This window comes from Micromonospora sp. CNZ286 (assembly GCF_014207755.1).
Genome location: NZ_JACHIZ010000001.1, coordinates 1,696,685 through 1,721,719 on the forward strand (window position 1 = coordinate 1,696,685; position 25,035 = coordinate 1,721,719).

Consider the following 25,035-nt stretch of genomic DNA (forward strand, 5'->3'; position numbering starts at 1 on the left):
GCCGGACGGTCCACTGGGGAAGGCGCGCCGCGGCCGCCGCATCAGCCCGCGGTACGGGTGGGCCGGACCGTGCCGAGGCTCGCGCGGATGACGGCGAACTGTTTCGAGGCGGCGGGCCAGTCGGCGTCGGAGGTGGTCCAGCCGAGCGTCCAGCCGGCCCGTTCGCCGGGCAGGACACGCAACGCGCGCATCCGTTCCCCGTAGGGCGCGGTCCAGCGGCACTCCCACGCCGCGCCGGGGCCGTCGGACTCCAGCCGGACCTTCTGGTAATGCGGCAGCCGGCCGGCCGAGGTCAGATCCCGCTCGGACGACTTCAGCCGGCCCACCGGATCACCGCCCGGGTACGGCTCGACGCCCAGGATGCGCCGCGTCTCCGGGTCCTGGAAGCAGGTGGTGTCGCCGGAGCGCAGTTGCAGCCAGCCGGCGGGCAGGGCGATGCGGAAGCCGCCGGTGTCGGCGGGCCAGACCCAGCCGGTCGGAACGGTCACCGGCGGGTCGTCCGGTGGCGGCCCCTTGCGGACCGGCGTGCCGGCCACGTCGGGCCGGACGCAGGGGAACGGCGGAGGCGGCACGCCCGGCCCGGGCGGGCGGTCCCAGGGGCGGGCGACGGCCTCGGTGGAACTGCCCGCCTGCGGCGTCTCGTCGCGACCACTGGTGATCGCCAGCGCGGTGCCCACACCCGTCACCACGGCCAGCAGCACGGCTCCCAGCACCAGTCCCCAGCGGTGCAGCGGGTTCCCGTCCCCGGAGGTGAGCGGGGGATCGGCGGGGCGGGGAACCCCGGCGGGCCGGGGCGGGGCGGGATGTACCGCGCCGCTGTCGACCGGTCCGCTGTGGGCGACCGGCGGAGGCTTGGCGACCGGCGCGGCGCCGTGGCCGACGATGTGCACCGGGCTGAGGGCGTCGGCGCGGGGCGCCGACTCGGGGCCGGCCGGGCTGCCCGGGTCGACGAAGCTGGTGAGGACGGTCGGACCGAGGCTGATCGGACCCGGGCGGGCCGGCCCGCTGCGGGGCGGGTCCGGGGTCGCGTCCGGGGCGCCCTGCTCCGGCTCACCCGTGCGGCCTCGCTCCGGGTCACCGGCGCGGCTCCGCTCCGGGTCACCGGTCCGGGCGCGGCGCGGTGGCGCCGCCCGGCCCACCGCTGCCGAGCGACCGACCGCACCCGAGCCGCCGGCCGCACCCGAGCCGCCGGCCGCACCCGAGCCGCCGGCCGCACCCGAGCCGCCGGCCGCACCCGAGCCGCCGGCCGCACCCGAGCCGCCGACCGCACCCGAGCCATCGGCCGCGGCCGGGCCGCCGATGACACCCGAGCCGCCGACCGCACCCGAGCCGCCGTTCGCGTCCGGACGGCTGATCGCATCCGAACGGCTGCCCGGGGACGGGGGACCGCCTGCGTCCACGCGCCCGACCGCCCCCGAGCCGGCGGCCGGGGACGACGTCCTCCCTGCTTCCGCGCGGGCGGCCGGGACGGAGCGCCCGGCCGTACCGGAGGGACCAGCCGCGCCGGCCGCGTCCCCGGATGGTGGCGCGCGGTCGCCCTCGGCGGGCGGGGCCCACTCGCTGCGCTTCGCCGCCCGGCTCCACGCGCGGGCGGCGGCGGCCGGCGGCATCAGGTCCGGGTAGATGCCGCCCGGAGCCGCCGGGTTCCCCGGTGACCCCGGCTCGTCACCCGCCGGGACGTCGGCATCGCGGCCGCCGGCCGGCCGCTCGGACGACGCAGCGGTGGTACGGCCCGCAGAGCCGGCGGCCTCCGCGTCGGCCTCCGACACCGCGGCGACGCCGAGCAGGCGGGCCGTCTCGCGGTGCCCCAGGCGGGTACGCGGATCGCGCCGCAGCAGCCCGGCCAGCACCGGCGCCAGCGGGCCGGCATGCGGCGCTGGGTCGGGCGGCCGGGTGGCGAGTGCGGCGAGCGTGGCCATCGCGGTGCTGCGGGCGTACGGGGAGCGGCCCTCCACCGCGGCGTGCAGCGTGGCGCCGAGCGACCACATGTCCGCCTCGACGCTCGACACGCCCTCGGCGGCCCGCTCCGGTGCGACGTACTGGGGGGAGCCGAGGACCAGGCCGGGCCGGGTCATCGCGCCGTCACCGCCCTGGAACACGGCCAGCCCGAAGTCGGTGAGCAGCACCCGCCCGTCCCGGGCCAGCAGCACGTTCGCGGGCTTCACGTCCCGGTGCAGCACCCCGGCGTCGTGTGCGGCGCGCAGCGCGGCGAGCACCGACAGGCCGATCTCGGCGGCGCGGCCGGGCGGCAGCGGCCCGTCGGTCTCGATGATCTCCTGGAGCGAGCGGGACGGGACGTACTCCATGATCAGCCAGGGTTCGCCCTGGACCCGGACCACGTCGTAGACCCGCACCACGTTGGGGTGGTTGAGCCGCGCGGACGTCCGCGCCTCGCGCAGCGTACGGGCGCGCAGCTCGTCCTGCTCGTTCTCGGCGAGCCAGTTCGGCGGCACGACCTGCTTCACCGCGACCTCGCGTTGCAGCTCCTCGTCGCGCGCCCGCCAGACCTGGCCCATCCCGCCGCGGCCGACCAGTTCGAGCAGGCGGTACCGCCCGGCGATCACTACCTCCTGCACCGCACTCCTCACCGCTGGTCAGTGGTCCACAATAGCCAACGGATCGGACGGTACCTATCGCATGTCAGCGCGTCCTGCTCCTAACTCGCCGCGCCGGCGAGCAGGTTCCCCTCCGGGAGGGTGATCGGGGACCGGTCACCGGCCAGCAGGGCGGTGGCCCGGCGGGTCTGGAACGCGTCGTGGTCGCGGCGGGCGGTGGCGTAGGCGGCGGCGGTCCGGGCGGCGATCGCCGACCAGGTGTAGCGCCGGCTGACCATGGTCCGGGCCTTGCGCGCCACCCGCCGAGCGAAGACCTCGTCGCCGAGCAGCCGGTCGACGGCGCCGGCCAGCGCGTCCGGGTCGCCGTGCGGGAACGTCACCCCCGTGACGCCGGGTTCGACGATCTCGGCCAGCCCGCCGGTACGCGCCACAGCGAGCGGCGCTCCGGCCGCAGCCGCCTCCAGCGCGATCATGCCGAACGGCTCGTAGAGGCTGGGGATCACCGTGGCGTCGGTGGCGGCGAGCACCGCGGGAAGCTGGGTGGCGTCCATGAAACCGGCGAACCGGACCGTGTCTCCCACGTGCAGCCGCCGCGCCTGGTCGACCAGCTCGTCGCGGTACGGCCCGTCCCCGGCGATCACCACCCGCAGGCCGGGGTGCCGCTTCGCCAGGTGCGGCACGGCGTGCACGAGGTGCTGCACGCCCTTCTCGTAGACCAGCCGGCCGGCGTACCCGACGAGCGGCCCGCCCGCGGCGAAGCGTGCCCGGGCGGAGGCGACCGCGTGCGGCCGCGCCCGCCAGGCCCGGTCGTCGACGCCGTTGGCGACCACGTCGATGCGTCCGGCCGGCACGCCGAACAGCCGGGCCACCTGGTCACGCATGTACCCGGAGCAGGCGATGACCCGGCCGGAGGCGTTGCTCAGCCAGTGCTCGACGCCGTGGATGGTGCGGTTCATCTCCTCCGGCAGCCAGCCCTGGTGCCGGCCCGCCTCGGTGGCGTGGATGGTGGTCACCAGCGGCACGTCCAGGTGCTCGGCCAGCGTGACGGCGGTGTGCGCGACCAGCCAGTCGTGGGCGTGGATCACGTCGTAGGTGCCGGACGAGGCGGCGCGCAGCGCGGCCCGGGTGAGCGTGTGGTTGAACGCCATGGTCCAGGCCAGCAGCGAATCGGTGGCGAGCGGGAACCGGACCGGATCTTCGGCGGCCCGGACGATGCGGACGCCGTCGGCGTACTCCTCCAGGGGAGCGCCCTCGGCGTGGCGGGTGACGACCGTGACCTCGTGCCCGGCGGCGGCCAGGGCGACTGACAGCGCGTGGACGTGGCGGCCGAGGCCACCGACGAGCACCGGCGGGTACTCCCAGGAGAGCAGCAGCACCCGCAGGTGCCGGGCGGGCTGGATGTCGATCACTTCGGCGTCAGCTGACACGCGGCCCCCTTTGAGTTGTGGCGTCCCCACCCCGGCGGCGGCGTCGCCGCGGTGCCGGGTGGGGTCGCCGCCCATCCTGCCGAGGGGTCGATAACCGGCGGCGACGCGCCGGTTGCCGGTCTGTAACGCGTTACCGGCGCATCCGCCGGGCGCGTAGCAGCTCGGCCACCGACCACGCCTGGAACGGGCATCCGGTGGCCGCGTGCGGCGCCGCGCCGTCGGCTGTCTCGCTCACCGAGCCCAGGCCGTCCTCGGCGAGGTGGCCCACGAGCCCCACCAGCAGGTCGTCGGTGGGCAGCCCGGCCCGGCGGTACGCGTCCAGCAGCGGCCCGGTCAGCCACGGCCAGACGGTGCCCTGGTGGTACGCGGAGTCCCGCTCGGCGGGCCCGCCCCGGTGCCGTCCGGTGTAGCCGGGGGAGTCCGGGGCGAGGCTGCGCGGTCCGAGCGGGGTGAACAGCGCCTCGGTGATCCGTCGTAGCGTGGCCTCGTCCGGCTCCAGCGGGGCGTGCGGAAGGGACCAGGCGAGCAGCTGGTTGGGGCGCAGCAGGTCGTCGTCGTCGTGCGCGGCCCCGCCGAGCGGGTACGCGGGCGCCGGGGCGTCGACCACGTCGTGCAGCCAGCCGGCCGGGGCGGGGAACCGCTCCCGGAACGCGGTGGTGGCCCGGCGGTGCAGGGCGTGCAGCCCGGCGGCGTCGCGTCCGGCCAGCTCGGTCAGCTCGGCGAGCCCGGCCAGCCCGTTGATCCACAGCGCGTTGACCTCGACCGGCTTGCCGGTACGCGGGGTCACCGGCACCCCGTACACCCGGGCGTCCATCCAGGTGAGCGCCACGTCCGGCGGGCCGCCCTGGGCCAGCAGCCCGTCGGCCGGGTCGACGCCGATGCCGTACCGGGTGCCCGCCACGTGCGCCTCGACCACGCCGTGCAGCGCGGGCAGCAGCTCGTCGCCCAGGTCGGTGTCGCCGGTGACTGTGACGTGCCGGTGCACCGCGTGCAGGAACCACAGCGTCGCGTCGACGGTGTTGTACTCGACCCGGCCGGTGTCGGCCGTGTTCGCCAGCATGCCCTCGTTCAGCGTGGCCGCGTACGCCCGCAGCAGGTCCCGGCCCTCGTCGGCGCGGTTCGTGCACAGGAACAGGCCCTCGTAGGAGATCATCGTGTCCCGCGACCAGGCCCCGAACCAGGGGTAGCCGGCGACCACGTCCGGGCCGGTGGCGGTGCGCACCACGAACGCGTCGGCGGCCAGCGCGAGCGTCGCCTCGACCGCGTCGCCGGGTTCCGCCGCCGCGACCACCGCACGGCTGCGCCGCCGGGCCGCCTCGACCACCGCGGTCGCCGGTGGCGGCTCCTCGGCCAGGTCGTCCGCCCAAGCCAGCACCGACACGGTCGCGCCCGGCTCGTCGAGCGCGCCGGTGAACCGGCCCGCGTACCAGAGGTCCTCGTCCGGGTGCAGGCCGCGCTCGGCCTCCGTCCGGTGGCGCACCCCGTGCCACCACTGCCCCTCCGGGGTCCAGTCCGGCCCGGCCAGGCGGTACGCGCCGTCGACCACCGCGCCGCCGGCCGCCGGTTCCAGCCGGGGCGCCGGGCCGTCGGCGCGCCGCTCGCCGTGCGCGTCGCGCCAGGTGCAGGCCGCGGCCAGGTCCAGCCGCACCGGGCCGCCGGAGATCAGCCGGTGCACCACCGCCACGCAGGAACGGCCGTACGTCATGGCGATCTCCCGCTCGATCACCACGTCGCCGATGCGCCAGCGCCAGCGGGGCACCCCGTCGGCCAGGTCGAAGCGCTCCAGCAGCTCGAAGCCGCGCGGGTCGACCACGCCGGAGGACCACTCGTGCGCGCCGAGGCGGACCTGCCGCCCCGACGGCAGGGTCACCGCCGGGTCGAGGCTCACGAGTCCCACCTTGCGGGACGCCGGCGTGTCACCGGCCACCACGAGCAGCCCGTGATACCGGCGGGTACGCAGTCCGGCGACGGTGCCCATGGCGTACCCGCCGCGCCCGTCCGTGACCAGCCATTCCCGCGCGGCGGCGGCGGACAGCTCGCCGCAGACCCGCGGCCCGAAACGGATGTCGATCAACTTTCCTCCACCGGCAGCGAGGTGTGACATGCCACGGCGACAATGGCCGCTGTGGAGATGTACCCCGGCGGCGTCGAAGATGTGCCAGTGATCACCGACCGGTCGACCTCCGCGTCCCCCGACCCCGAGCGGCACCGGCTCGCCCAGGCCGACGCCGGGGAGCAGGACTGGCGCGCATGGGGCCCCTATCTGTCCGAGCGGGCGTGGGGGACCGTCCGGGAGGACTACAGCGAACACGGCACGGCGTGGGACTACTTCCCCCACGACCACGCGCGGTCCCGAGCGTACCGGTGGAACGAGGACGGCATGGCGGGCGTCTGCGACGACCGGCAGACGTTCTGCTTCGCGCTCGCGCTGTGGAACGGGCGCGACCCGATCCTCAAGGAGCGGATGTTCGGCCTCGGCGGCGACGGCGGCAACCACGGGGAGGACGTCAAGGAGTACTGGTGGTACCTCGACAGCACGCCGACGCACTCCTTCATGCGCTGGCGCTACCACTACCCGCAGGCCGCCTTCCCGTACGACGAGCTGGTCGCGGTGAACGCGCTGCGCGGCCGGGACGACACCGAGTACGAGCTGGTGGACACCGGCATCTTCGACGACGACAGGTACTGGGCGGTGACTGTCGACTACGCCAAGGCGTCGCCGACGGACATGTGCGTGCTGGTCACAGTGGCGAACCGGGGCGACGAGGACGCGACGCTGCACGTGCTGCCGACGCTGTGGTTCCGCAACACCTGGGCGTGGGGCCTGCCGGGCACCGACCGGACGCCGAAGCTGACCGGCGAGGAGGCCGGGGAGCGGGGCGGCGCCCGGCTCGTCGGTGACCACTGGGTGCTCGGCCAGATCCTGCTGGAGGGCGACGGCGACCCGGTGCCGCTGCTGTGCGACAACGAGACCAACGCCGAGCGGCTGTGGGGGCTACCCGGGCGGTCGGCGTACCCGAAGGACGGCATCAACGACCACGTCGTGGCCGGCGCGGCCACCGTCAACCCGGACCGCACCGGCACCAAGGGCGCGCTGCACTACGTGCTGGACGTACCGGCCGGCGAGCAGCGGCAGATCCGGCTGCGGCTGACCCGTACCGCGCCGCCGCCGGCCGCCGCGCCACCCGCCCCGGCCGACCTGGGCGACGGGTTCGACACCGTGCTCTGGGCGCGCCGGGCCGAGGCGAACCGGTTCTTCGACAGCATCATCCCGGCCGCCGCCACCGCCGACGAGGCCCTGGTCGCGCGCCAGGCCATCGCCGGGCTCATGTGGGGCAAGCAGTTCTACCACTTCGACGTCGAACGCTGGCTCGCCGGCGACCCCGGCTCCGCGCCCCCGCCGTCCGGCCGCCGGCACGGGCGCAACAGCGCCTGGTGGCACATGAACAGCTTCGACGTGATCTCCATGCCGGACCCGTGGGAGTACCCCTGGTACGCGGCCTGGGACCTGGCTTTCCACTGCGTCACCATCGCCCGGGTCGACCCGGGCTTCGCCAAGGAGCAGATCCTCCTGCTGCTGCGCGAGTGGTACCTGCACCCCAACGGGCAGATCCCGGCGTACGAGTGGGCGTTCGGGGACGTGAACCCGCCGGTGCACGCCTGGGCGGCGCTGAAGGTCTTCGAGATCGACGGCTCCCGGGATCACGAGTTCCTCGCCCGGGTGATGCACAAGCTGCTGCTCAACTTCACCTGGTGGGTCAACCGCAAGGACACCGGCGGCAACAACGTCTTCGAGGGTGGCTTCCTCGGGCTGGACAACGTCGGCCCGTTCGACCGCTCGGCCGCGCTGCCGGTCGCCGGGGTGCTGGAGCAGTCCGATGGCACCGGCTGGATGGCCATGTACGCGCTCAACCTGCTCGACATGGCGATCGTGCTGGCCGAGCACGACCGCGCGTACGTGGACACCGCCACCAAGTTCTTCGAGCACTTCGCGTACATCGCCGCGGCGGCGTACCACCAGGGGCTGTGGGACGCCGAGGACGCGTTCTTCTACGACGTGCTGCGCCTGGCCGACGGGACGAAGGTGCCGCTGAAGGTGCGCTCGGTGGTCGGGCTGCTGCCGCTCGCAGCCGTCACCCGGCTCACCGCCCGGACCATGCGCCGCCTGCCCGAGCTGGGCGCCCGGCTGCGCTGGTTCCTCACCAACCGCCCCGAATACGCTGAGGTGATCGGCGCCCGCCGGATCGGGCCCGACGGCCGCCAGCAGCGGCTGCTGTCGATGGTCGCCCCGGACCAGGTGGTACGGCTGCTGGCCCGGATGCTCGACACCGACGAGTTCCTCTCCGAGTACGGGCTGCGCACGCTGTCCCGGGCCCACCTGGACAAGCCGTTCACCGTCACGCTCGGCGGGCAGGAGTTCAGCGTCGGCTACGAGCCGGCCGAGTCGACCAGCGGCCTGTTCGGCGGCAACTCCAACTGGCGCGGCCCGATCTGGATGCCGACGAACTTCCTGCTGATCAGCGCGCTGCGCGACTACGCCGCGTTCTTCGGCGACGACCTCCAGGTCGAGTACCCGACCCGGTCCGGCGTGAAGCGCACGCTCGACGAGATCGCCGACGACCTGTCCGCGCGGCTGATCTCGCTGTTCACCCGCGACGGCTGGGGACGGCGGCCGATCTACGGGGCCGCCCAGCTGTTCCAGACCCACCCGGACTGGCGCGACCTGATCTGCTTCCCGGAGTACTTCCACGGCGACAACGGCGCCGGCCTGGGCGCCTGGCACCAGACCGGGTGGACCGCGCTGGTCGCCGACCTGATCCTCACCTTGCGTCGCTGACGCGTGTGGGGTGCGGCGGTACTCCCGCCGCACCCCACACGCTCACGGCAGCGGCAGGAACGCCAGCCGGGCGTGGTACTCGCCGGCCACCGTCACCGTGTCGCTGCCGACCCACAGACCCCGGTCGGTGGCGTACAGCTCGCCGGTGCCCACCCCGCGGTCCTTCGTCGGGTTCCAGGGCAGCGCCTTACCCGTGGTCGGGTGGATCGCCCCGATGCCCGGCCGGGACACCGCGCCCGGACCGGCCGAGTTGCGGCCCTGCGGGTTGTCCAGCCAGCGCTGGTGCCCGCCGACGTAGACCGCCGCGCCGGTCACCGCCACCGACAGCAGCGTGTCGCCGCCGGTGTAGTTGGCCCAGGTCGGCTGCTTGCCGCCGGTGGCCGTACCGAACTCGAAGCGCGCCGCGGCGTCGCACAGCGTGCCCGGGAACGCCGCGCCGGTGGTGACCACCGCGAACCAGGTGCCGTCCGGGGAGATGTCCACCCCGCGCAGGTACGACGGCATCGACCGCGCGCACTGCGGCTGGTAGCGGTCGGTGGCCCAGCCGGAGAGCGTGGCGCCCGCGCCGGACAGGTTCGCCACCGCCAGCTGGTGCCGGGCCACCCCCGCCACCGTGCTGAAGTTGCCGGCGAACACCAGCCGGGTGCCGTCGGCGGAGACGTCCAGCGCCTCGACCTTCACCGGCGCGGTGGCGCCGGACGTGGTCTTGCGCGGGCCGGCCAGGTTCAGGTTGACCGACGCGTCGGCCGCCCCGGTGGTGGCGTTCACCGCCGCCAGGGCACGCCGGGTCACCCCGCCGACGGTCTGGAACGCGCCGCCGACGATCAGCCGGTTGCCGACCAGGCGTACGTCGTTCACCTGGTTGTTCAGCGCCGGCGTGGTGAAACCGGCGACCCGGGCGCCGGTGGCCGCGTCGATCCGGGCCAGCCGGGACGCCGCCGTGCCGTTGACAGTGGTGAACGCGCCGCCGATGTAGAGCGAGCGGCCGTCCGGCGCGGCGGCGAGCGCCTTGACCGCGCCGTTGACCTGCGGCCGGAACGTGGTGTCGATCCGGCCGGTGGTCGCGTCCAGCGCCACCAGCCGGGGCATCGCCAGCTGGGCCGACTGGCCGGCGTTGCGCACCTTGGTGAACGTGCCTGCCACGTACACGCGGTTGCCGACCTGGAGGATGCGGTGGACGGTGCCGTCCAGCGCGTGCGGCGTCCAGTCGACCGGGTTGGTGCCGACCACTGTGGTGTGTGAGGCGTTGACGGCCAGCGCCGGGGATCCCGGCAGCGCCGCGCCCGCGACGGCGAGCGTCGCGGCCACCGCGACGGCGGCGCGCCGCCGGCGCCGTCGTCCAGGTGGATGATCGGGTGAGATCGTCATGGCCGAAGCATGCCGTCGGACCAGGGATTCCGCAGTCGGGTAGCCGCCGGTAACGGGCCGCCGACCGGATAATCCGCGTGGCCCGTCCGGCGGTCGGACAGTACGGTGTGCGAGGTCCGCGAGGGGGAGGGGGACGCGATGCCGTCGCGCCGGGACGCCGCCGTGCTGGTCTTCGACGCCGACGACACGCTCTGGGAGAACAACGTCCTGTTCGAGCGCGTCATCGACGACTTCCTCACCTGGCTCGACCACCCCACGCTGGACCGGGCCCGGATCCGCGCGGTGCTCGACGACATCGAGCGTGCGAACGCCGTTGCGCACGGCTACGGCAGCAAGGTCTTCCTGCGCAGCCTCGGCGAGTGCCTGGAGAAGCTGCGCGAGCGTCCGGCCACCGCGCGGGAGCGCACCGAGATCGAGCAGCTCGCCGCGGCGCTGGTCGGGCACCAGGTGGAGCTGATGCCGGGCGTGGCCGAGACGCTCGACGACCTGGCCGGGCGGCACGAGCTGCTGCTGCTGACCAAGGGCGAGCGCGAGGAGCAGCAGCGCAAGCTGGACGCGTGCGGGCTGCTGCACCACTTCCGCGCCGCGCACATCGTGCCGGAGAAGGACGCGGACACCTACCGCTGGCTGGCCCGCGAGCACGCATTCGACCCGGCCGCCGCCTGGATGATCGGCAACTCGCCGCGCTCGGACATCCTGCCCGCGCGGGCGGCCGGGATGAACGCGGTCTTCATCCCGAACGAGAACACGTGGGTCCTGGAGCACGACGAGCTGGACCCGTCCGACCAGCGGGTGATCCGGCTGGCCGCGTTCCCCGACCTGGTCCACCACTTCTGACCGGGCCGGTAACGTCCGGGACGTGCCGCTGACCTTCCCGTCGCACCTGGCGCCGGTGCTGCCGCTGAAGCTGTGGCGGCCGGGCTGGTTCGACGGGGTGGCGCTGTGCACCGGCGCGGTGGCGCCGGACGTCGCGTACCTGTTCACCGGCACGGCGCCGGCCCAGAACCTGCGCACGCACACGCTCGGCGGCCTGCTCTGGTGGTGTCTGCCGGTCGCTCTCGTGTACGCCTGGGTGGTGCGCCGCGTGATCGCCGGCATCGCGGTGCACCTGCCCGGGCAGCGGTTGTTCGGCTGGCCCTGGTACGCGACCCTGGCCCGGGTACGCCACCCCTGGCAGGTCACCGTCTGCTCGGTGCTCATCGGCGCGTTCAGCCACGTGGCGTGGGACCGGGTCAGCGACAGCGAGCGGCTGCCCCGGCTGCTGGGGATCGCCGACTTCCACGCCGTGACCGGCGTGTACTGGTACCGGTTCGTGGACGTGGTGGCCGGTCTCGCCGGTGCACTGCTGGTGGTCGTCCTGGCCGTCTCCGAGGCCCGCCGCGGCGTGCGGACCGGTGGCGTACGCGAACCCGTGCCGGAGGCGAACCCGTTGGTGTTCTGGCGGGTGGCGCTGGCGGTCACCGGGCTCGGCGCGCTGCTGATGCCCGCGCTGCCGGCGGCCGGCGTCCCCGCCCCGGCGGGCGTCCGGGCGCTGCACGTGGCCGCGCTGGCGCTCGTCGCCGGGGCCGTCGCGGCCCGGACCGTCCCGCCGCGACCGGCCGGGCGCAGTCCGCGTCTCGAAGTCGAACAGCGCGAAACCGGCTGACCCCGTTACGCCGACATGCCGCAATTCGGCATAGACATCAATCACAAGCGCGGTCGCCGGTCATCGCTTGTCCGGCCTGCGCGGACGCGCCTAACCTGAGCCGGCGCCCACGTCTCGTCGGGGTGAGACGGGGGCGCACCGGAGTCCGGTGGTAAGAGCACCGTGGAGCTGAGTGCGGGCATACCGGCTCGCCGTGCGGAGCCCGGCGGAAGGCGTCGTGCCACGCCTGCCGCGTTCCCGCGGCGCAGACCGCTACCGAACCGGACGGCCGGGGTCAGGACCGGGGAGTTGCGGACCCGGTCCTGACCCGTCCGGCACCCCTCACCGCCGCCCGGATTGCCGGTGGGACGCCTCTGGTGCGTGAGCCGGTCACGGAGCGACACTGAGTCATGACACCTCAGCGCGTACCGCTGCTCGCCGGCCTGGTCGTGCTGTTCGCGGCGGCCTGCACGGCGACCGGCCACGACGGCGCGTCCCCGGCGCCCACCCCGACGGTCGCGGCGGCGTCCGCGCCGGCCGGGACCGATGCGCCGGAAGCCACGTTCACCCCGCCCGTGCCGACCGAGGCCGCGTCGACCGCCGGATCCTGGCGCGTCACCTGGGGCTGGGCGGTGCCCGGCGGCCCCGCCCGGGTGACCCATCGGGTACGGGTGCCGGTCACCCCGCCGCCCGGGGAACCGCTGCCCGTCCTGGTGGCGGTCGACGTCGGCGACCACCCGGCGGAGGGGTTCAGCCGGATCACGTTCGCCTTCCGCGGACCCACACCGTCCTACGAGGTCGCCTACGTGCCGCAGGTGGTGACCGAGGGGCGTGGAGCACCGGTCGCGCTGCCCGGCACGGCGTACCTGTCGGTGCGTTTCGAGCCGGCCCAGGCGCACGACGCCCGCGGCGGCGGTACGGCGGACCTGCCACCGGCGGCCATCCGCTTCCCGACGCTGCGCGGATGGGCCGTGGCCGGCGACTTCGAGGGGCACCTCAGCTTCGGGCTCGGCCTGCGACCGCCCGAAGGCGGCCGGCTGCCGGTGCGGCTGGGGGAGGGCGACCGCCCGGACGGCACGCACGTCGTCTCGGTCGACGTGCGGCGGAGCTGACGCGGCCCGCACCGGCGGGACCGGTGCGGGCCGACGGGTCAGCGGTCGATGATGTTGTTGTTCTCGTCGATGCCGTGGGTACGCCAGTAGACGTCCCACTCGTCGTCGACGTGCTTCGGCACCTTGCCCTCCGGGTAGCGCACGTACGGCGGCGTCGGTTCCTCACCGTCCGGCACGCAGGAACTGCCGCCCTGCGGGCCGACCGCGATCACCGGGTACTCGTCGCTGCCGCAGATGCTCTGCCGCAGGGAACAACCGGTGGTCGCCATCAGCCCGGCCAGCCCGAGGACGGCAAGAACGACCATGATTCGAGTTCGCACGGGGAGAATTGTCGTCGCCGCGGGCGGCCCCGCCATCGGTACGGGTACTCAATTCTCGTGACGTCGGTGACTCAGGTCAGCTCGCCCCGCACGATCGCCACCGCCACCCGGCAGAACTCGTCCATGTCCGGCTGGAAGCCGGCCGCGATGTCCGGGTGCAGGCCGGAGCGGGTCTCGTCGAGCAACCGACGGCAGACGTCCTCCACCGGCTCGCCCGCGTAGCCGGCCCGGACCCGGTCGGCGGCCGCCTGGAGGGCCGAGGTCAGCTGATCCTCAAGCGGGCCGCGCAGCTTCTGCTGCACAGGGTCGAGCCCGCTCGGATCGAGCGTGACGTGTGGCTCCGACATCGGCACTCCCTTCCTCGGCGTCCGCGGTACCCCACCGCGGACGTCGGTCAAACCATCGTCGGTACGGCCGACACCCGGACCCGATACGAGAAATCCTCCGCCGGCTCCTCGACGTACGACAGCCGGCGGATCTGCCGGTCGTCGGACCAGAGCGCGACGTCGACCAGCACCCCGAGGTGGGCGAGACCGATGCTGGAGACCCGCTTCTTGTCCTGGAGCACCGCGCACACGCCGCCCAGCAGCGTGCTGGCGTCGGAGGTACGGTGCCCGGGCGGACAGCGCAGGGTCAGGTCCACCTCGACCGGCCCGGTCAGCGGGGTCCACCCGGTGCGCTGGGCCGCCGTGCAGGCGGCCTGAAGCAGGGTGCGGACCCTCGTCGCCTGCCGGTGCCCGGCGGCGAAGATGGACAGGGCCTCGGTCTTGACCGGGGGCAGGCCGCTCACCTCGAACGTCAGGGCGAGAGCGCGGGTGTCCTGCACGACGGCACCTCCTCGGGGGAATCCTGCCCAACCGGGGAACGCGCGCACGGCACTTCCCGTCAGAACCAACCGATCGGGCGGGCGATGGGGGACGGCCGGAGGCGCATCGGCGTCGACGGCGACGCGCCGGCTACGGAGCCAGCCCCACGCTAGTGCAGACCGCTGACGCTGGGTAGCCTCGCCGTTTCACTACGTGGGACGACGTGTCGATCGCCCCGGCCCGGTTCGTGCCGTCGCCGTCACATGTCCGTGATGTTTCGCTCCGTCGCAGGTCGGGCACGTTCAGCCGCACGACACGCCCGGGGCGTCGGGCGATCGGGCCGATGCCCCGGTCGTCTCGCCGTGCACCGGGGCGCGGCTCACTCCCCGGATCTTCGCCGAAGAGAGGGGGAGGGTGATGACGACAGTCCCCGACACGGCCGCACGGCGGCCGGCCGGACGCGCGGCGGCAGCGGCCGCCGCGCTCGCGTTGGTGGCCCCGCTGGCCGCCTGCGGATCCGGCGGCGACGGCGGCGTCCCCACGATCAACCTGTACTACCCGCCGGAGCAGAACCTGCAGAAGGTCGTCGACACCTGCAACACGCAGGCCCAGGGGCGGTACCGGATCGACTACCGGGTGCTGCCGCGCGAGGCCGACGAGCAGCGGGTGCAGATGGTGCGGCGGCTCGCCGCGCAGGACAACGGGATGGACGTGCTCGGCCTGGACGTCACGTGGACCCAGGAGTTCGCCAGCGCGAAGTGGATCCGGGAGTGGACCGGCCAGGACAAGGCCGAGGTCGAGCAGGGCACGCTGGGCGGCCCGCTGGACACCGCCCGGTACGAGGACAAGCTCTACGCCGCGCCCAAGAACACCAACGTGCAGCTGCTGTGGTACCGGTCCGACCTGGTGTCGCAGCCGCCGAAGACCTGGGACGAGATGATCTCGGCCGCCCAGCAGCTCAAGGAGCAGGGCAAGCCGTACCAGGTGCTGACCATGGGCGCCCAGTACGAGGGCCTGGTGGTGCTCTACAACACGCTCGCCGAGAGCGCCGGCGGCAAGATCCTCAGTGACGACGGCAAGAAGGCGGAGATGGACGCCGGCGCGGTACGCGCGCTCGACCAGCTCAAGAAGTTCGCCACGTCGGGCGTGACCTCGCCGTCGTTCAGCAACGCGCTGGAGGACCCGGTGCGGCTGGAGTTCCAGTCCGGCAAGGGCGCGTTCCAGGTGAACTGGCCGTTCGTCTATCCGGCGCTCCAGGAGGCCAACCCCGAGCTGGCCAAGAACGTGAAGTGGGCCCGGGTGCCGGGCATCGACCCGGGCACCCCCAGCAAGGTCACCATCGGCGGGGTCAACCTGGCGGTCAGCACCTACTCGAAGCACCCGGAGGAGTCGTTCGAGGCGGCCCGCTGCCTGCGTAACGCCGAGAACCAGAAGTTCTCCGCCGTCAACGACGGCGTGCCGCCCACCATCGAGGCCGTCTACGACGACCCGGAGATGACCGAGGCGTACCCGATGAAGGAGACCATCCTGGAGGAGCTGAAGGAGCCGGCGGTGCGGCCGCTGACCCCGGCGTACCAGAGCATCTCCACGGTGATGTCGGCGATCCTGTCGCCGCCGTCGGCGATCCGGCCCGAGCAGACCGCTGACGAGCTGCGCAAGGCGATCTCCGACGCGCTGGAGTCCAAGGGGGTTCTGCCATGAGCGTGAACGCCACCCCGGCCGGCGCGCAGGCCGCCGCCGAGGCCGAGGCCGAGCAGCCCGGCGGCCGGCACGCCGCCGTACCGGAGCAGCGGTCCCGGCGCGGCTCCCGCGCCCCGCTGAGTGACAACAAGCGCGCCGAGCGGCGCCTCGGCCTGCTGCTGTGCGCGCCGGCCGCGCTGGTCATGGTGCTGGTCACCGCGTACCCGATCCTGTACTCGGTCTGGCTGTCGCTGCAGCGCTTCGACCTGCGCTTCCCCGACGAGCGGGAGTTCGTCGGCCTGGAGAACTACGTCACCGTGCTGACGAACGACTTCTGGTGGACCGCGTTCGGGGTGACCGCGCTGATCACGGTGGTCACCGTCGCGGTCGAGCTGGTGCTCGGCATGGGCCTTGCGCTGATCATGCACCGGACGCTCGTCGGCCGCGGCATCGTCCGCACCGCGGCGCTGATCCCGTACGGCATCGTCACGGTGGTCGCGGCGTTCTCCTGGCGGTACGCCTGGACGCCCGGCACCGGCTACCTGGCGAACCTGTTCGACGGCAGCGCCCCGCTGACCGAGCGGGCCAGCTCGCTGGCGATCATCATGCTGGCGGAGATCTGGAAGACCACCCCGTTCATGGCGCTGCTGCTGATGGCCGGGCTGGCGCTGGTGCCGGAGGACCTGCTCAAGGCGGCCTCCACCGACGGCGCGACGGCGTGGCAGCGGTTCACCAAGGTGATGCTGCCGGTGATGAAGCCGGCCATCCTGGTCGCGCTGCTGTTCCGCACGCTCGACGCGTTCCGCGTCTTCGACAACATCTTCGTGCTCACCAACGGCGGCAACGAGACGTCGTCGGTGTCGATGCTCGCCTACAACAACCTGATCCGGGGCCTGAACCTCGGCATCGGCTCCACGATGTCGGTGCTGATCTTCATCACCGTGGCGATCATCGCCTTCGTGTTCGTGAAGCTGTTCGGCACCGCTGCCCCGGGCAGCGACGATGGGGAGAGGCGCTGACATGGCAGTGGAAACCACCACGCGGGCGAAGCTGCGCTGGGGCCTGCTGGACGTCGTGGTCGTCGTCTTCGCGCTGGTCCCCGTGCTCTGGATCGCCTCGCTGTCGTTCAAGACCCCGGCCACGCTCACCGACGGCAAGTTCTGGCCGCGGGAGTGGACGCTCGACAACTACCGGACCATCTTCGACACCGACCAGTTCGTCCGGGCCCTGGTCAACTCCATCGGCATCGCGCTGATCGCCACCGCGATCGCCGTGGTGCTCGGGACGATGGCCGCGTACGCGATCTCCCGGCTCGACTTCCCCGGCAAGAAGCTGCTGGTCGGAGTCTCGCTGCTGATCGCGATGTTCCCGCAGGTGTCGCTGGTGTCGCCGCTGTTCGAGATCGAGCGGCAGCTCGGGTTGTTCGACACCTGGCCCGGACTGATCCTGCCGTACATCACGTTCGCGCTGCCGCTGGCGATCTACACGCTGTCGGCGTTCTTCAAGCAGATCCCGTGGGACCTGGAGAAGGCGGCGAAGATGGACGGCGCCACCCAGGGACAGGCGTTCCGGCGGGTGATCGCCCCGCTGGCCGCGCCCGGCGTGTTCACCACGGCCATCCTGGTCTTCATCTTCTGCTGGAACGACTTCCTGTTCGCGATCACGCTCACCTCGACCGAGCGGTCCCGCACGGTCCCGGTGGCGCTGCAGTTCTTCACCGGCGAGTCGCAGTTCGAGGACCCCACCGGGGCGATCTGCGCCGCCGCCGTGGTGATCACCGTGCCGATCATCCTGTTCGTGCTCTTCTTCCAGCGCCGCATCGTCTCCGGTCTGACCTCCGGCGCAGTCAAGGGATAGGTGGTAGCAATGGCCGACATCGTGCTGGACAAGGTGAGCAAGCGGTTCCCGGACGGGACCACCGCCGTACAGGACGTCGACCTGGAGATCGCCGACGGCGAGTTCGTGATCCTGGTCGGCCCGTCCGGCTGCGGGAAGTCCACCACGCTCAACATGATCGCCGGGCTGGAGGACATCAGCTCCGGTGAGCTGCGCATCGGCGGCGAGCGGGTCAACGACAAGGCGCCCCGGGACCGCGACATCGCGATGGTCTTCCAGTCGTACGCGCTCTACCCGAACATGACCGTGCGGGAGAACATGGCGTTCCCGCTGCGGCTGGCGAAGATGGACAAGGAGACCATCAACCAGAAGGTCGACGAGGCGGCGAAGGTGCTGGAGCTGACCGCGCTGCTGGACCGCAGGCCGGCCAACCTTTCCGGCGGCCAGCGGCAGCGGGTGGCGATGGGACGGGCGATCGTCCGGCAGCCCAAGGCGTTCCTGATGGACGAGCCGCTGTCGAACCTGGACGCCAAGCTGCGGGTGCAGATGCGCACTGTGGTGTCGCGGCTGCAGAAGCAGCTCGGCACCACCACCGTCTACGTCACCCACGACCAGACCGAGGCGATGACGCTCGGCGACCGGGTGGTCATCATGCGGGGCGGGGCGGTGCAGCAGGTCGGGCCGCCGCAGGAGCTGTACGACCACCCGCGCAACCTCTTCGTCGCCGGGTTCATCGGCTCGCCCTCGATGAACTTCGTGCACGCCGTCGTGGAGGACGGCCGGCTGCGGACCGCGCTCGGTGACGTGCCGGTCGGCGACCGGATCCGCCGCGAGCTGGAAGGCGGCGACGCGCCCCGGGAGCTGATCCTGGGCATCCGCCCGGAGCACTTCGAGGACGCGGCGCTGATCGACGACGAGACCCGCCGCCGGGGCATGGAGTTCGAGGCGCCGGTGGACATCGTCGAGTCGATGGGCTCGGACAAGTACGTCTACTTCACCGTCGAGGGGGAGCGGGCCACCGCCGCCGAGCTGGAGGAACTGGCCGCCGACACGGGTGCGGCGGACTTCGCCGGCGCCGGGTCGAACCTGGTCACCCGGCTGTCGGCGGAGTCGCCGGTACGCGAGGGCGAGTCCCGCCGGGTGTGGTTCAACCTGGAGAAGATCCACCTGTTCGACCCGGGCAGCGGCCGCAACCTGACGCTGCACGAGGGCCGCTCCGCCGGCGCGCTGGCCGACTGATCCGCCCTCGCTCCTCATCGGGCTGAGTGGAACGCCATGGGTGCTTCGGCACCGCTTTGACACCCATGGCGTTCCGCTCAGCGTGCCCGGTCCGCGGGGGTGTGGTCACCAGGAGTGGCGCAGCTCCAGGCTGAGGAAGCGGGCGTAAGCGGTGAGCGCCGCGTCCACCCGGGCGCGCAGCGCGGCGTCGAACGGCACGAGCTGCTGCACCTTCACCGTCACCGCCCTCGCGCCGAGCGTCCGCGTCCAGGTGCCGACCACCCGCCCGCCGCGCACCACAGTCGACCGGAACACCCCGTTGTTGCCCGGGACCACGGCGGCGGCGTGCGCCGGGTCGAGCATCAGCGAGCGGTCCTTGAAGCCGAGCAGGTATTCGTCGAAGCCGGGCAGCGTGTGCAGGTCGTCGACCGGCGCGCGGGGCGCGTCGAGCAGCGCGGTGTCGACCACTGCCGGCTCGCCGTCGACCTCGACCGGGGCGAGCAGGTCACCGGCCAGCGTGATCGCCCGGGTCGCGTCGGTGACGGTCAGGCCGGTCCAGCGGGCCAGCTCGTGCCGGCTCACCGGGCCGTGGCCGCGTACGAAGCGGTGCGCCAGCAACGCCAGCGCCTCGTCCCGCTCCGGGCGGTGCGGCTCGGGCGCCCACTCGTCGAGCAGCGCGAACGTCTGCTCGGTGCCGACGTGCGGGGCGATGCAGGTGACGCCGCGCAGGCTGGTGAACAAGAGCAGGTGGTAGCCGCGCTGATCGCCCGTGTCCAGCCCGGCGGCGCGCAACGCGGCAACGCATCGGGCGCGGGTGAGCCGGCCGCCCCCGGTCAGCGCCGCGCCCAGCACGTCACAGGCCCGCTCGCCGTCGGCGACGGTCAGCCCGAGCTGCCGCCACCGACCGGCGATGCCCACAAGCGTCCGCACCCCGGTCAGCTCCAGCATCCACCGCGCGTCGCGCGCCGGGACCAGGTGCACGGTGCCGCGCATCGGCCAGGTGCGCAGCGCCTCGCGCCGCTCCAGCGCCGCGCGGACGTCGTCCTGGGTGGCGCCGGGAAGGCGTACGCCGAGCGACCACAGCCCGCTCGCCGCGTCCTGCGCCTGCATGGCGCCGAACCACTCGACCACGTCGGCGACGCCCCGCGGGCGGGTGGTGGGGTGCGGGCGCAACAGCAGGCCGGTCATGCGCAGCGCGAGCGCCTCGGCGCGGTTGAGGCGTACGGTCACGGGCGTCAGCGTAGGCCCGGGGTACGACAACGCGGCCCCTGATCGCGCTGCGCCGGCGGCGCTGCCGACACCAGCGCGATCCCCCGTTCAGGTTCCCGGCGCGGGGGCGGCCGCTGCGGCCGGCGCCGGTTCGACCAGCATCCCGTGTGAGCTGGGCCGGTACAGCGGTTGCCGGCGGAACTTGCGCAAATCTTGAGCCGGCTCAGTCCAGGCGCCGGTACATGACCAGCAGATCGACGTACCCCCGGGTGGGGTGCCGGAAGCCCTCCGGCACCCGGCCGATCACCTCGAAGCCCAGCGACCGCCACAGCTCGACGGCCCGTGTGTTCGTGGCCACCACGGCGTTGAACTGCATGGCGCGGTAGCCGTCGGCCCGGGCCGCGTCGAGCATGTACGCCGCCAGCGCCCGGCCGACGCCGCGCCCGGCGGCGGCCGGGGCGACCATGAACGAGGCGTTCGCCACGTGGTCGCCGGGACCGCCCTGGTTGGGCGCCAGCTTGGCCGAGCCGAGCACCGTGCCGTCCGGCGCCACCGCGACCACCGTCCGCGCCGGCGGGGCCGGCATCCAGAGCCTGCGGGCCTGCTGCTCCGTGACGTCCCGGGGCCAGGTGTACGTCTCGCCGGCCGCCACGATCGCACGCAGGAACGGCCAGATCAGCGGCCAGTCGGCCGGCGTGGCGGTGCGGATCTCCACCCGGAGAGCATGCCACGCCCGGAGTTTGACGGAACAAGTAACGGGTAGTCGCCGGAGCTGACCCGAAACGAGGAGGGAACGTCTGATGGATGGCCAGGTCAAGGTCGCGGTGATCTATTACAGCGCGACCGGCATCACCTACCAGATGGCGCAGGCGGCGGTCGAGGCGGCGGGCGAGGCCGGCGCCGAGGTGCGTCTGCGCAAGGTACGTGAGCTGGCGCCCGACGAGGCGATCCGCTCCAACTCCGGCTGGCAGGCGCACCGGCTGGAGACCCAGGACGTGATGGAGGCGCAGCCGGACGACCTGTCCTGGGCCGACGTGGTCATCATGGGTTCGCCGACCCGGTACGGCATGATCGCCGCCCAGCTCAAGCAGTTCATCGACACCACCGGACCGCTCTGGGCAGCGGGCGCGCTCGCCGACAAGGTCTACAGCGGGTTCACCTCGACCGCCACGTTGCACGGCGGCCAGGAGGCGACGCTGCTGTCGCTGTACACGGTCTTCTACCACTGGGGCGGCATCGTGGTGACCCCCGGCTACACCGACCCGAGCCAGTTCGTCGCCGGCAACCCGTACGGCGCCTCGCACACCAGCAACAACGGTGAGGTCGCACCGGACCACGTGGCACTGGCGGCCACCGCGCTCACCGCCAAGCGGGCCGTGCTGATGGGCGCCGCGCTGAAGCGGGGCATGGCCGGCTGACCCGACTGGTGACCGGTGGCCGGACGGGGGCTCTCGAACCCGTCCGGACCACCGGTCGCCAGAGCCCTACCCGCGATCGGCCGCTCCATGCGCGCTCAGCGCCGGCCGGTCGAGCAGATGCCCGAGCAGGTCCGCCAGGACCCTCGTACCGTCCTGGCTGAGCACCGACTCCGGGTGGAACTGCACCCCGGCGAAGCCCGCGCCGCGCAGCGCGTGCACCGCGCCGTCGGCCGGGTCGCGGGACACCTCGACCGGGCCGTACGGGCCGGCCACCCGGTCCGCGTCGGCGAGCGCGGTAAAGCTGGCGTAGAACCCGACCCGGCGGGTCGTCCCGAACACCGGCACGTCCCGCGGCAACCCCTGGTACGGCGCGTCGCGGCGGTGCAGCGGCAGGCCCAGCAGCCCGGCGAGCAACTGGTGGCCCAGGCACACCGCGAGCGTCGGCCGGCCGGACGCGAGCAGCTCGGTCAGCAGCGTCCGCAGCGCCACCATCTTCGGCGCGGTCGCGTCCCGCGGGTCACCCGGCCCGGGGCCGACCACCACCAGGTCGTAGCCGTCCAGCGGGCCCGGGTCCGGCCAGTCCCGGCGGGTCACCGCCAGGCCCAGCGCGCCGAGCTGGTGGGCCAGCATGCCGGTGAACGTGTCCTCGCCGTCGACGATCAGCGCCCGGCGCCCGGCCAGCCCGCGCAGCGCGAGCGCGCCCGGTTCCCGCTGCTCCAGCCAGAACCGGGCCAGCGGGGCGTTGCGGGCGGCCAGCGCGGCGCGTACCTCGGGGTCGTCGGCGTACCGGACGGCCGGCTCGCCGGCGGAGCGCGGCGCGTCCGGGCCGAGACCCAGCGCGGCCAGCACACCGGCGGCCTTCGCGTGCGTCTCGGCCACCTCCCCGGCGGTGGTCGAGTGCCGGACCAGCGTCGCGCCGACCGGCACCCGCAGCGCGCCGGTGGGGGAGATCTCGGCGGTACGGATCAGGATCGGCGCGTCCAGCGTCTGCCGGCCCTGCTCGTCGCGGCCCAGCAGTGCGAGCACCCCGGCGTAGTAGCGCCGGCCGGTGCGCTCGTGCCGGGCGATCACCCGGCAGGCGTTCTCCATCGGGCTGCCGGTGACGGTGGGCGCGAACATGGTCTCCCGCAGCACGTCGCGTACGTCCCGGGAGCAGCGCCCGGCCAGCAGGTACTCGGTGTGCGCCAGGTGCGCCATCTCCTTCAGGTACGGCCCGACCACCTGGCCGCCGTGCTCGGCGACCACGGCCATCATCTTCAGCTCCTCGTCCAGCACCATGTACAGCTCCTCCACCTCCTTCTCGTCGTGCAGGAAGCGCAGCAGCTCAGCCCGGTCGACGGTCTCGCCCCGGTGCCGGAACGTGCCGCTGATCGGGTTCATCTCGACCAGCCCGTCGGCGACGCTGACGTGCCGCTCGGGGCTGGCGCCGACGAGGATGCGGGTGCCGGTGTGCACCAGGAACGTCCAGTACGCGCCCCGTTCGCGCAGCAGCAGCCGGCGCAGCGCGGCCAGGGCCGCCGCAAGCGGGTCGCCCTGCACTGCAGCGCGCATGGTGCGGTGGATGACGAAGTTCGCCCCCTCGCCCCGGCCGATCTCGTCGGCCAGCACCCGCTCCACGATCGCCGCGTACTCGTCGTCGGCGATGTCGAAGCCGGCGTCGCGGGTGCGTACCTCGGCGTCGGGCAGGTCGTCGAGCACTTCGGCCAGCGGTATCCGCCGGTGTGCCTCGACCGCCAGGAACTCCAGCGGCAGCCCGTCGTCGACGCACTCGAAACCGCGTTCGGTGACCTGCCGGAACGGCACCAGGGCCAGCGTGTGCGGACCGGCGCCGTCCTCGGGCAGCGGCAGGTCGGCGAGCTGGCCGGCGGTGCGTACCGGGCCGGTGAACAGGTCGACGTGGTCGGCGCCCTCGCGGCGGACGAGCGCGAACGGGCCGGGGTCGCGGCCGGCCGCGACGGCGGCGAGCGGGTCGGACAGGCGGGTCATCGGGTCTCCTCGGTGGGCCGGTGGCCGCCGGTGAAGGCGACCCGGGATGCCGGGGAAGACCGGCGGCCGCCTCGTCGGGCGGCCGCGTGGGGAAGCTACGCGCGGGGGTGGGCCGCCGGGTCGGCGGGCCACCAGCAGGACAGGTGCGCGGGCATGACGATCACTGTACGCGATCGGCAGGCGCCGTGGAACCCGATCGCGCGTCACCGGGTACGGATCTTGGCGTGACCGCCGGTCCCGCCGGGTAGGTTGACCGGCGATGGACATTCTCGCTCTGGACCTGGGCACCTCCTCGGTGCGCGGCCTGGTGCTCGACGCGGACGCCGTGCCGCGCCCGGGCGCGCTGGCCCGGCGCCGGGTGCGCCTGGTCACCGGGGACGACGGCAGCGGGACGCTCGACGGCCCGGCCTACCTGGCGTGCCTGGTGGAGTGCCTGGACGAGCTGGCCGCCGGCGGGCACCTGCGGGACGTGGACCTCGTGGCCACCTCCGCGCAGTGGCACTCGGTGCTGCCGGTGGCACCCGACGGCACACCGTCGGGGCCGGTGCTGACCTGGCTGGACACCCGGCCGGAGCCGCTTCCCGGAGCGACCGGGCCGGCCGACCCGGCGGACTTCCACGGGCGTACCGGCACCTGGTGGCACCGCTGCTACTGGTCGGTGCGGCTGCCCTGGCTGCGTGAGCGCGTCGACGGGTCCGCCCGCTTCACGGGGCTCGCCGAGTACGTGCTCGGCACGCTGCTCGACGACGCGCCGATGTCGATCTCGCTGGCCTCCGGCACCGGGCTGCTCGATCTGCGCCGCCTGGACTGGGATCCGGAGGCGTGCGAGCTGGCCGGCGTACGCCCGGATCAGATGCTGCGGCTGGCCCCGGACGGCTGGCACGGCCGGCTGAACGCGGCGTACGCGCGGCGCTGGCCGCAGCTGGCCGGCGCGCGGTGGGCGCCGCCGGTCGGCGACGGCGCGGCCGCCAACGTCGGCTCGGGCTGCGTCGACCCGACCCGCGCGGCGGTGACAGTCGGCACCTCCGCGGCGGTCCGCATGATCCAGGCCGTGCCGGCCGGTGCGGAGCCGCCGCCGCTGCCGGAGCAGCTCTGGCGGTACCGGGTCGACCACAACCACGTGGTGACCGGCGCGGCGTACTCCAGCGGCGGCAACCTGTTCGCCTGGGCGGCGCGCGAGCTGCGGCTGCCGGAGGGCACGGAGCTGGAGGCGGCGCTCGATCGCGTCGCCGGTTCGGTGCGGGCGAACCCCCGCTTCGGCGGCGACCGGCCACCGGGGGTCGCCCCGGCGGGCTCGGGGGAGTTGCGCGGGCTCAGCTTCGGCACCACAGCCGTGGACATCCTGGCCGGGCTGATGAGCGGCCTGTGCCGGCTCGTCGCGGACGACCTGACGCTGCTGGAGGCCGGTATCGGCGAGCCGATGGAGGTGATCCTCGGCGGTGGGGCGCTGACCGCCTCGCCGTGGTGGCGCGGGGCGTTCCTCGACGTGCTCGCGCCCCGCCGGGTGTGCTGGCAACGCAACCCGGAGATCGGCGCCACCGGCGCCGCGCTCGTCGCGCTCGGCCGGCTCACGGAGGCGGACGAGATCGCCGGGATCGGCCGGACGGACGAGGCCGCCTCGCACGCGTGACCGTCCACC

Annotated in this window: 20 protein-coding genes; 10 read left to right on the forward strand and 10 right to left on the reverse strand. The window is 73.8% G+C overall.

All coding sequences use genetic code 11. The annotated features are described in order from the left end of the window. Positions 1 to 41 precede the first annotated feature (41 nt). The 3 genes from FHX31_RS08040 to FHX31_RS08050 form a co-directional block, all read right to left on the reverse strand. Complete coding sequence (locus FHX31_RS08040; RefSeq protein ID WP_184975666.1) at positions 42 to 2,576, reverse strand: serine/threonine protein kinase; 2,535 nt, start codon at positions 2,574 to 2,576, stop codon at positions 42 to 44. A gap of 80 nt (positions 2,577 to 2,656) precedes the next feature. Beyond that, positions 2,657 to 3,982: a glycosyltransferase family 4 protein gene (locus FHX31_RS08045; RefSeq protein WP_402884183.1), complete on the reverse strand. Its 1,326-nt coding sequence runs from the start codon at positions 3,980 to 3,982 to the stop codon at positions 2,657 to 2,659. A gap of 130 nt (positions 3,983 to 4,112) precedes the next feature. Continuing rightward, entirely contained in the window at positions 4,113 to 6,056 is a 1,944-nt protein-coding gene (locus FHX31_RS08050) for a glycogen debranching enzyme family protein (RefSeq protein ID WP_184975671.1), read from the reverse strand. Positions 6,057 to 6,098: 42 nt separating this feature from the next. On the opposite strand from FHX31_RS08050, the gene FHX31_RS08055 reads away from it, so the two are divergent. Next, positions 6,099 to 8,819 (forward strand): MGH1-like glycoside hydrolase domain-containing protein, encoded by a 2,721-nt coding sequence (locus FHX31_RS08055; RefSeq protein ID WP_091331230.1) that lies wholly within the window; start codon positions 6,099 to 6,101, stop codon positions 8,817 to 8,819. A gap of 42 nt (positions 8,820 to 8,861) precedes the next feature. Here FHX31_RS08055 and FHX31_RS08060 read toward each other — a convergent pair whose 3' ends face one another. Further along, positions 8,862 to 10,187, reverse strand: coding sequence for a hypothetical protein (locus tag FHX31_RS08060; RefSeq protein ID WP_221488036.1), 1,326 nt, complete (start codon positions 10,185 to 10,187; stop codon positions 8,862 to 8,864). A 138-nt stretch (positions 10,188 to 10,325) separates the two neighbouring features. Here FHX31_RS08060 and FHX31_RS08065 point away from each other — a divergent pair, with 138 nt between their 5' ends. From FHX31_RS08065 to FHX31_RS08075, 3 genes are all read left to right on the forward strand, one after another. Then, positions 10,326 to 11,024, forward strand: a complete 699-nt coding sequence (locus FHX31_RS08065) for an HAD family hydrolase (RefSeq protein ID WP_013475977.1) — start codon at positions 10,326 to 10,328, stop codon at positions 11,022 to 11,024. A gap of 22 nt (positions 11,025 to 11,046) precedes the next feature. After that, positions 11,047 to 11,832: a DUF4184 family protein gene (locus tag FHX31_RS08070; RefSeq protein WP_123111099.1), complete on the forward strand. Its 786-nt coding sequence runs from the start codon at positions 11,047 to 11,049 to the stop codon at positions 11,830 to 11,832. 389 nt (positions 11,833 to 12,221) lie between these two features. Then, positions 12,222 to 12,923, forward strand: coding sequence for an AMIN-like domain-containing (lipo)protein (locus FHX31_RS08075; protein WP_091331232.1), 702 nt, complete (start codon positions 12,222 to 12,224; stop codon positions 12,921 to 12,923). Between the two features lie 38 nt (positions 12,924 to 12,961). Here the strand turns inward: FHX31_RS08075 and FHX31_RS08080 are convergent, their stop codons facing one another. The 3 genes from FHX31_RS08080 to FHX31_RS08090 all read right to left on the reverse strand — a co-directional run bounded on the left by FHX31_RS08080 (position 12,962) and on the right by FHX31_RS08090 (position 14,069). After that, entirely contained in the window at positions 12,962 to 13,243 is a 282-nt protein-coding gene (locus FHX31_RS08080) for an SCO0607 family lipoprotein (protein WP_225319692.1), read from the reverse strand. 71 nt (positions 13,244 to 13,314) lie between these two features. After that, entirely contained in the window at positions 13,315 to 13,590 is a 276-nt protein-coding gene (locus FHX31_RS08085; protein ID WP_013287312.1) for a hypothetical protein, read from the reverse strand. Positions 13,591 to 13,637: 47 nt separating this feature from the next. After that, complete coding sequence (locus tag FHX31_RS08090) at positions 13,638 to 14,069, reverse strand: RusA family crossover junction endodeoxyribonuclease (RefSeq protein WP_013287311.1); 432 nt, start codon at positions 14,067 to 14,069, stop codon at positions 13,638 to 13,640. 397 nt (positions 14,070 to 14,466) lie between these two features. On the opposite strand from FHX31_RS08090, the gene FHX31_RS08095 reads away from it, so the two are divergent. The 4 genes from FHX31_RS08095 to FHX31_RS08110 are packed head-to-tail and all read left to right on the forward strand — an operon-like array spanning position 14,467 to position 18,804. Next, a complete protein-coding gene (locus FHX31_RS08095; protein WP_030272752.1) occupies positions 14,467 to 15,750 on the forward strand; it encodes an ABC transporter substrate-binding protein in 1,284 nt (427 codons plus the stop codon). Then, positions 15,747 to 16,748, forward strand: coding sequence for a carbohydrate ABC transporter permease (locus FHX31_RS08100; RefSeq protein WP_013287309.1), 1,002 nt, complete (start codon positions 15,747 to 15,749; stop codon positions 16,746 to 16,748). The genes FHX31_RS08095 and FHX31_RS08100 overlap by 4 nt, the downstream gene beginning before the upstream one ends. 1 nt (position 16,749) lies before the next feature. Beyond that, on the forward strand, positions 16,750 to 17,586 hold the full coding sequence (locus tag FHX31_RS08105) for a carbohydrate ABC transporter permease (protein WP_013287308.1): 837 nt from the start codon (positions 16,750 to 16,752) through the stop codon (positions 17,584 to 17,586). Between the two features lie 9 nt (positions 17,587 to 17,595). After that, positions 17,596 to 18,804 carry an ABC transporter ATP-binding protein gene (locus FHX31_RS08110; RefSeq protein ID WP_013287307.1) on the forward strand — a complete coding sequence of 403 codons (1,209 nt, stop codon included), beginning with the start codon at positions 17,596 to 17,598 and terminating at the stop codon, positions 18,802 to 18,804. 105 nt (positions 18,805 to 18,909) lie between these two features. Here the strand turns inward: FHX31_RS08110 and FHX31_RS08115 are convergent, their stop codons facing one another. Further along, positions 18,910 to 20,013, reverse strand: coding sequence for a winged helix DNA-binding domain-containing protein (locus FHX31_RS08115; RefSeq protein ID WP_083395327.1), 1,104 nt, complete (start codon positions 20,011 to 20,013; stop codon positions 18,910 to 18,912). A 202-nt stretch (positions 20,014 to 20,215) separates the two neighbouring features. Next, a complete protein-coding gene (locus tag FHX31_RS08120) occupies positions 20,216 to 20,707 on the reverse strand; it encodes a GNAT family N-acetyltransferase (RefSeq protein WP_091331235.1) in 492 nt (163 codons plus the stop codon). Positions 20,708 to 20,792: 85 nt separating this feature from the next. Here FHX31_RS08120 and wrbA point away from each other — a divergent pair, with 85 nt between their 5' ends. After that, positions 20,793 to 21,410, forward strand: coding sequence for an NAD(P)H:quinone oxidoreductase (gene wrbA / locus FHX31_RS08125; RefSeq protein ID WP_013287304.1), 618 nt, complete (start codon positions 20,793 to 20,795; stop codon positions 21,408 to 21,410). Between the two features lie 66 nt (positions 21,411 to 21,476). Here the strand turns inward: wrbA and FHX31_RS08130 are convergent, their stop codons facing one another. Further along, positions 21,477 to 23,396 carry a chorismate-binding protein gene (locus tag FHX31_RS08130; RefSeq protein ID WP_114920906.1) on the reverse strand — a complete coding sequence of 640 codons (1,920 nt, stop codon included), beginning with the start codon at positions 23,394 to 23,396 and terminating at the stop codon, positions 21,477 to 21,479. 259 nt (positions 23,397 to 23,655) lie between these two features. On the opposite strand from FHX31_RS08130, the gene FHX31_RS08135 reads away from it, so the two are divergent. Then, on the forward strand, positions 23,656 to 25,026 hold the full coding sequence (locus FHX31_RS08135) for an FGGY family carbohydrate kinase (protein ID WP_013287302.1): 1,371 nt from the start codon (positions 23,656 to 23,658) through the stop codon (positions 25,024 to 25,026). Positions 25,027 to 25,035 lie beyond the last annotated feature (9 nt).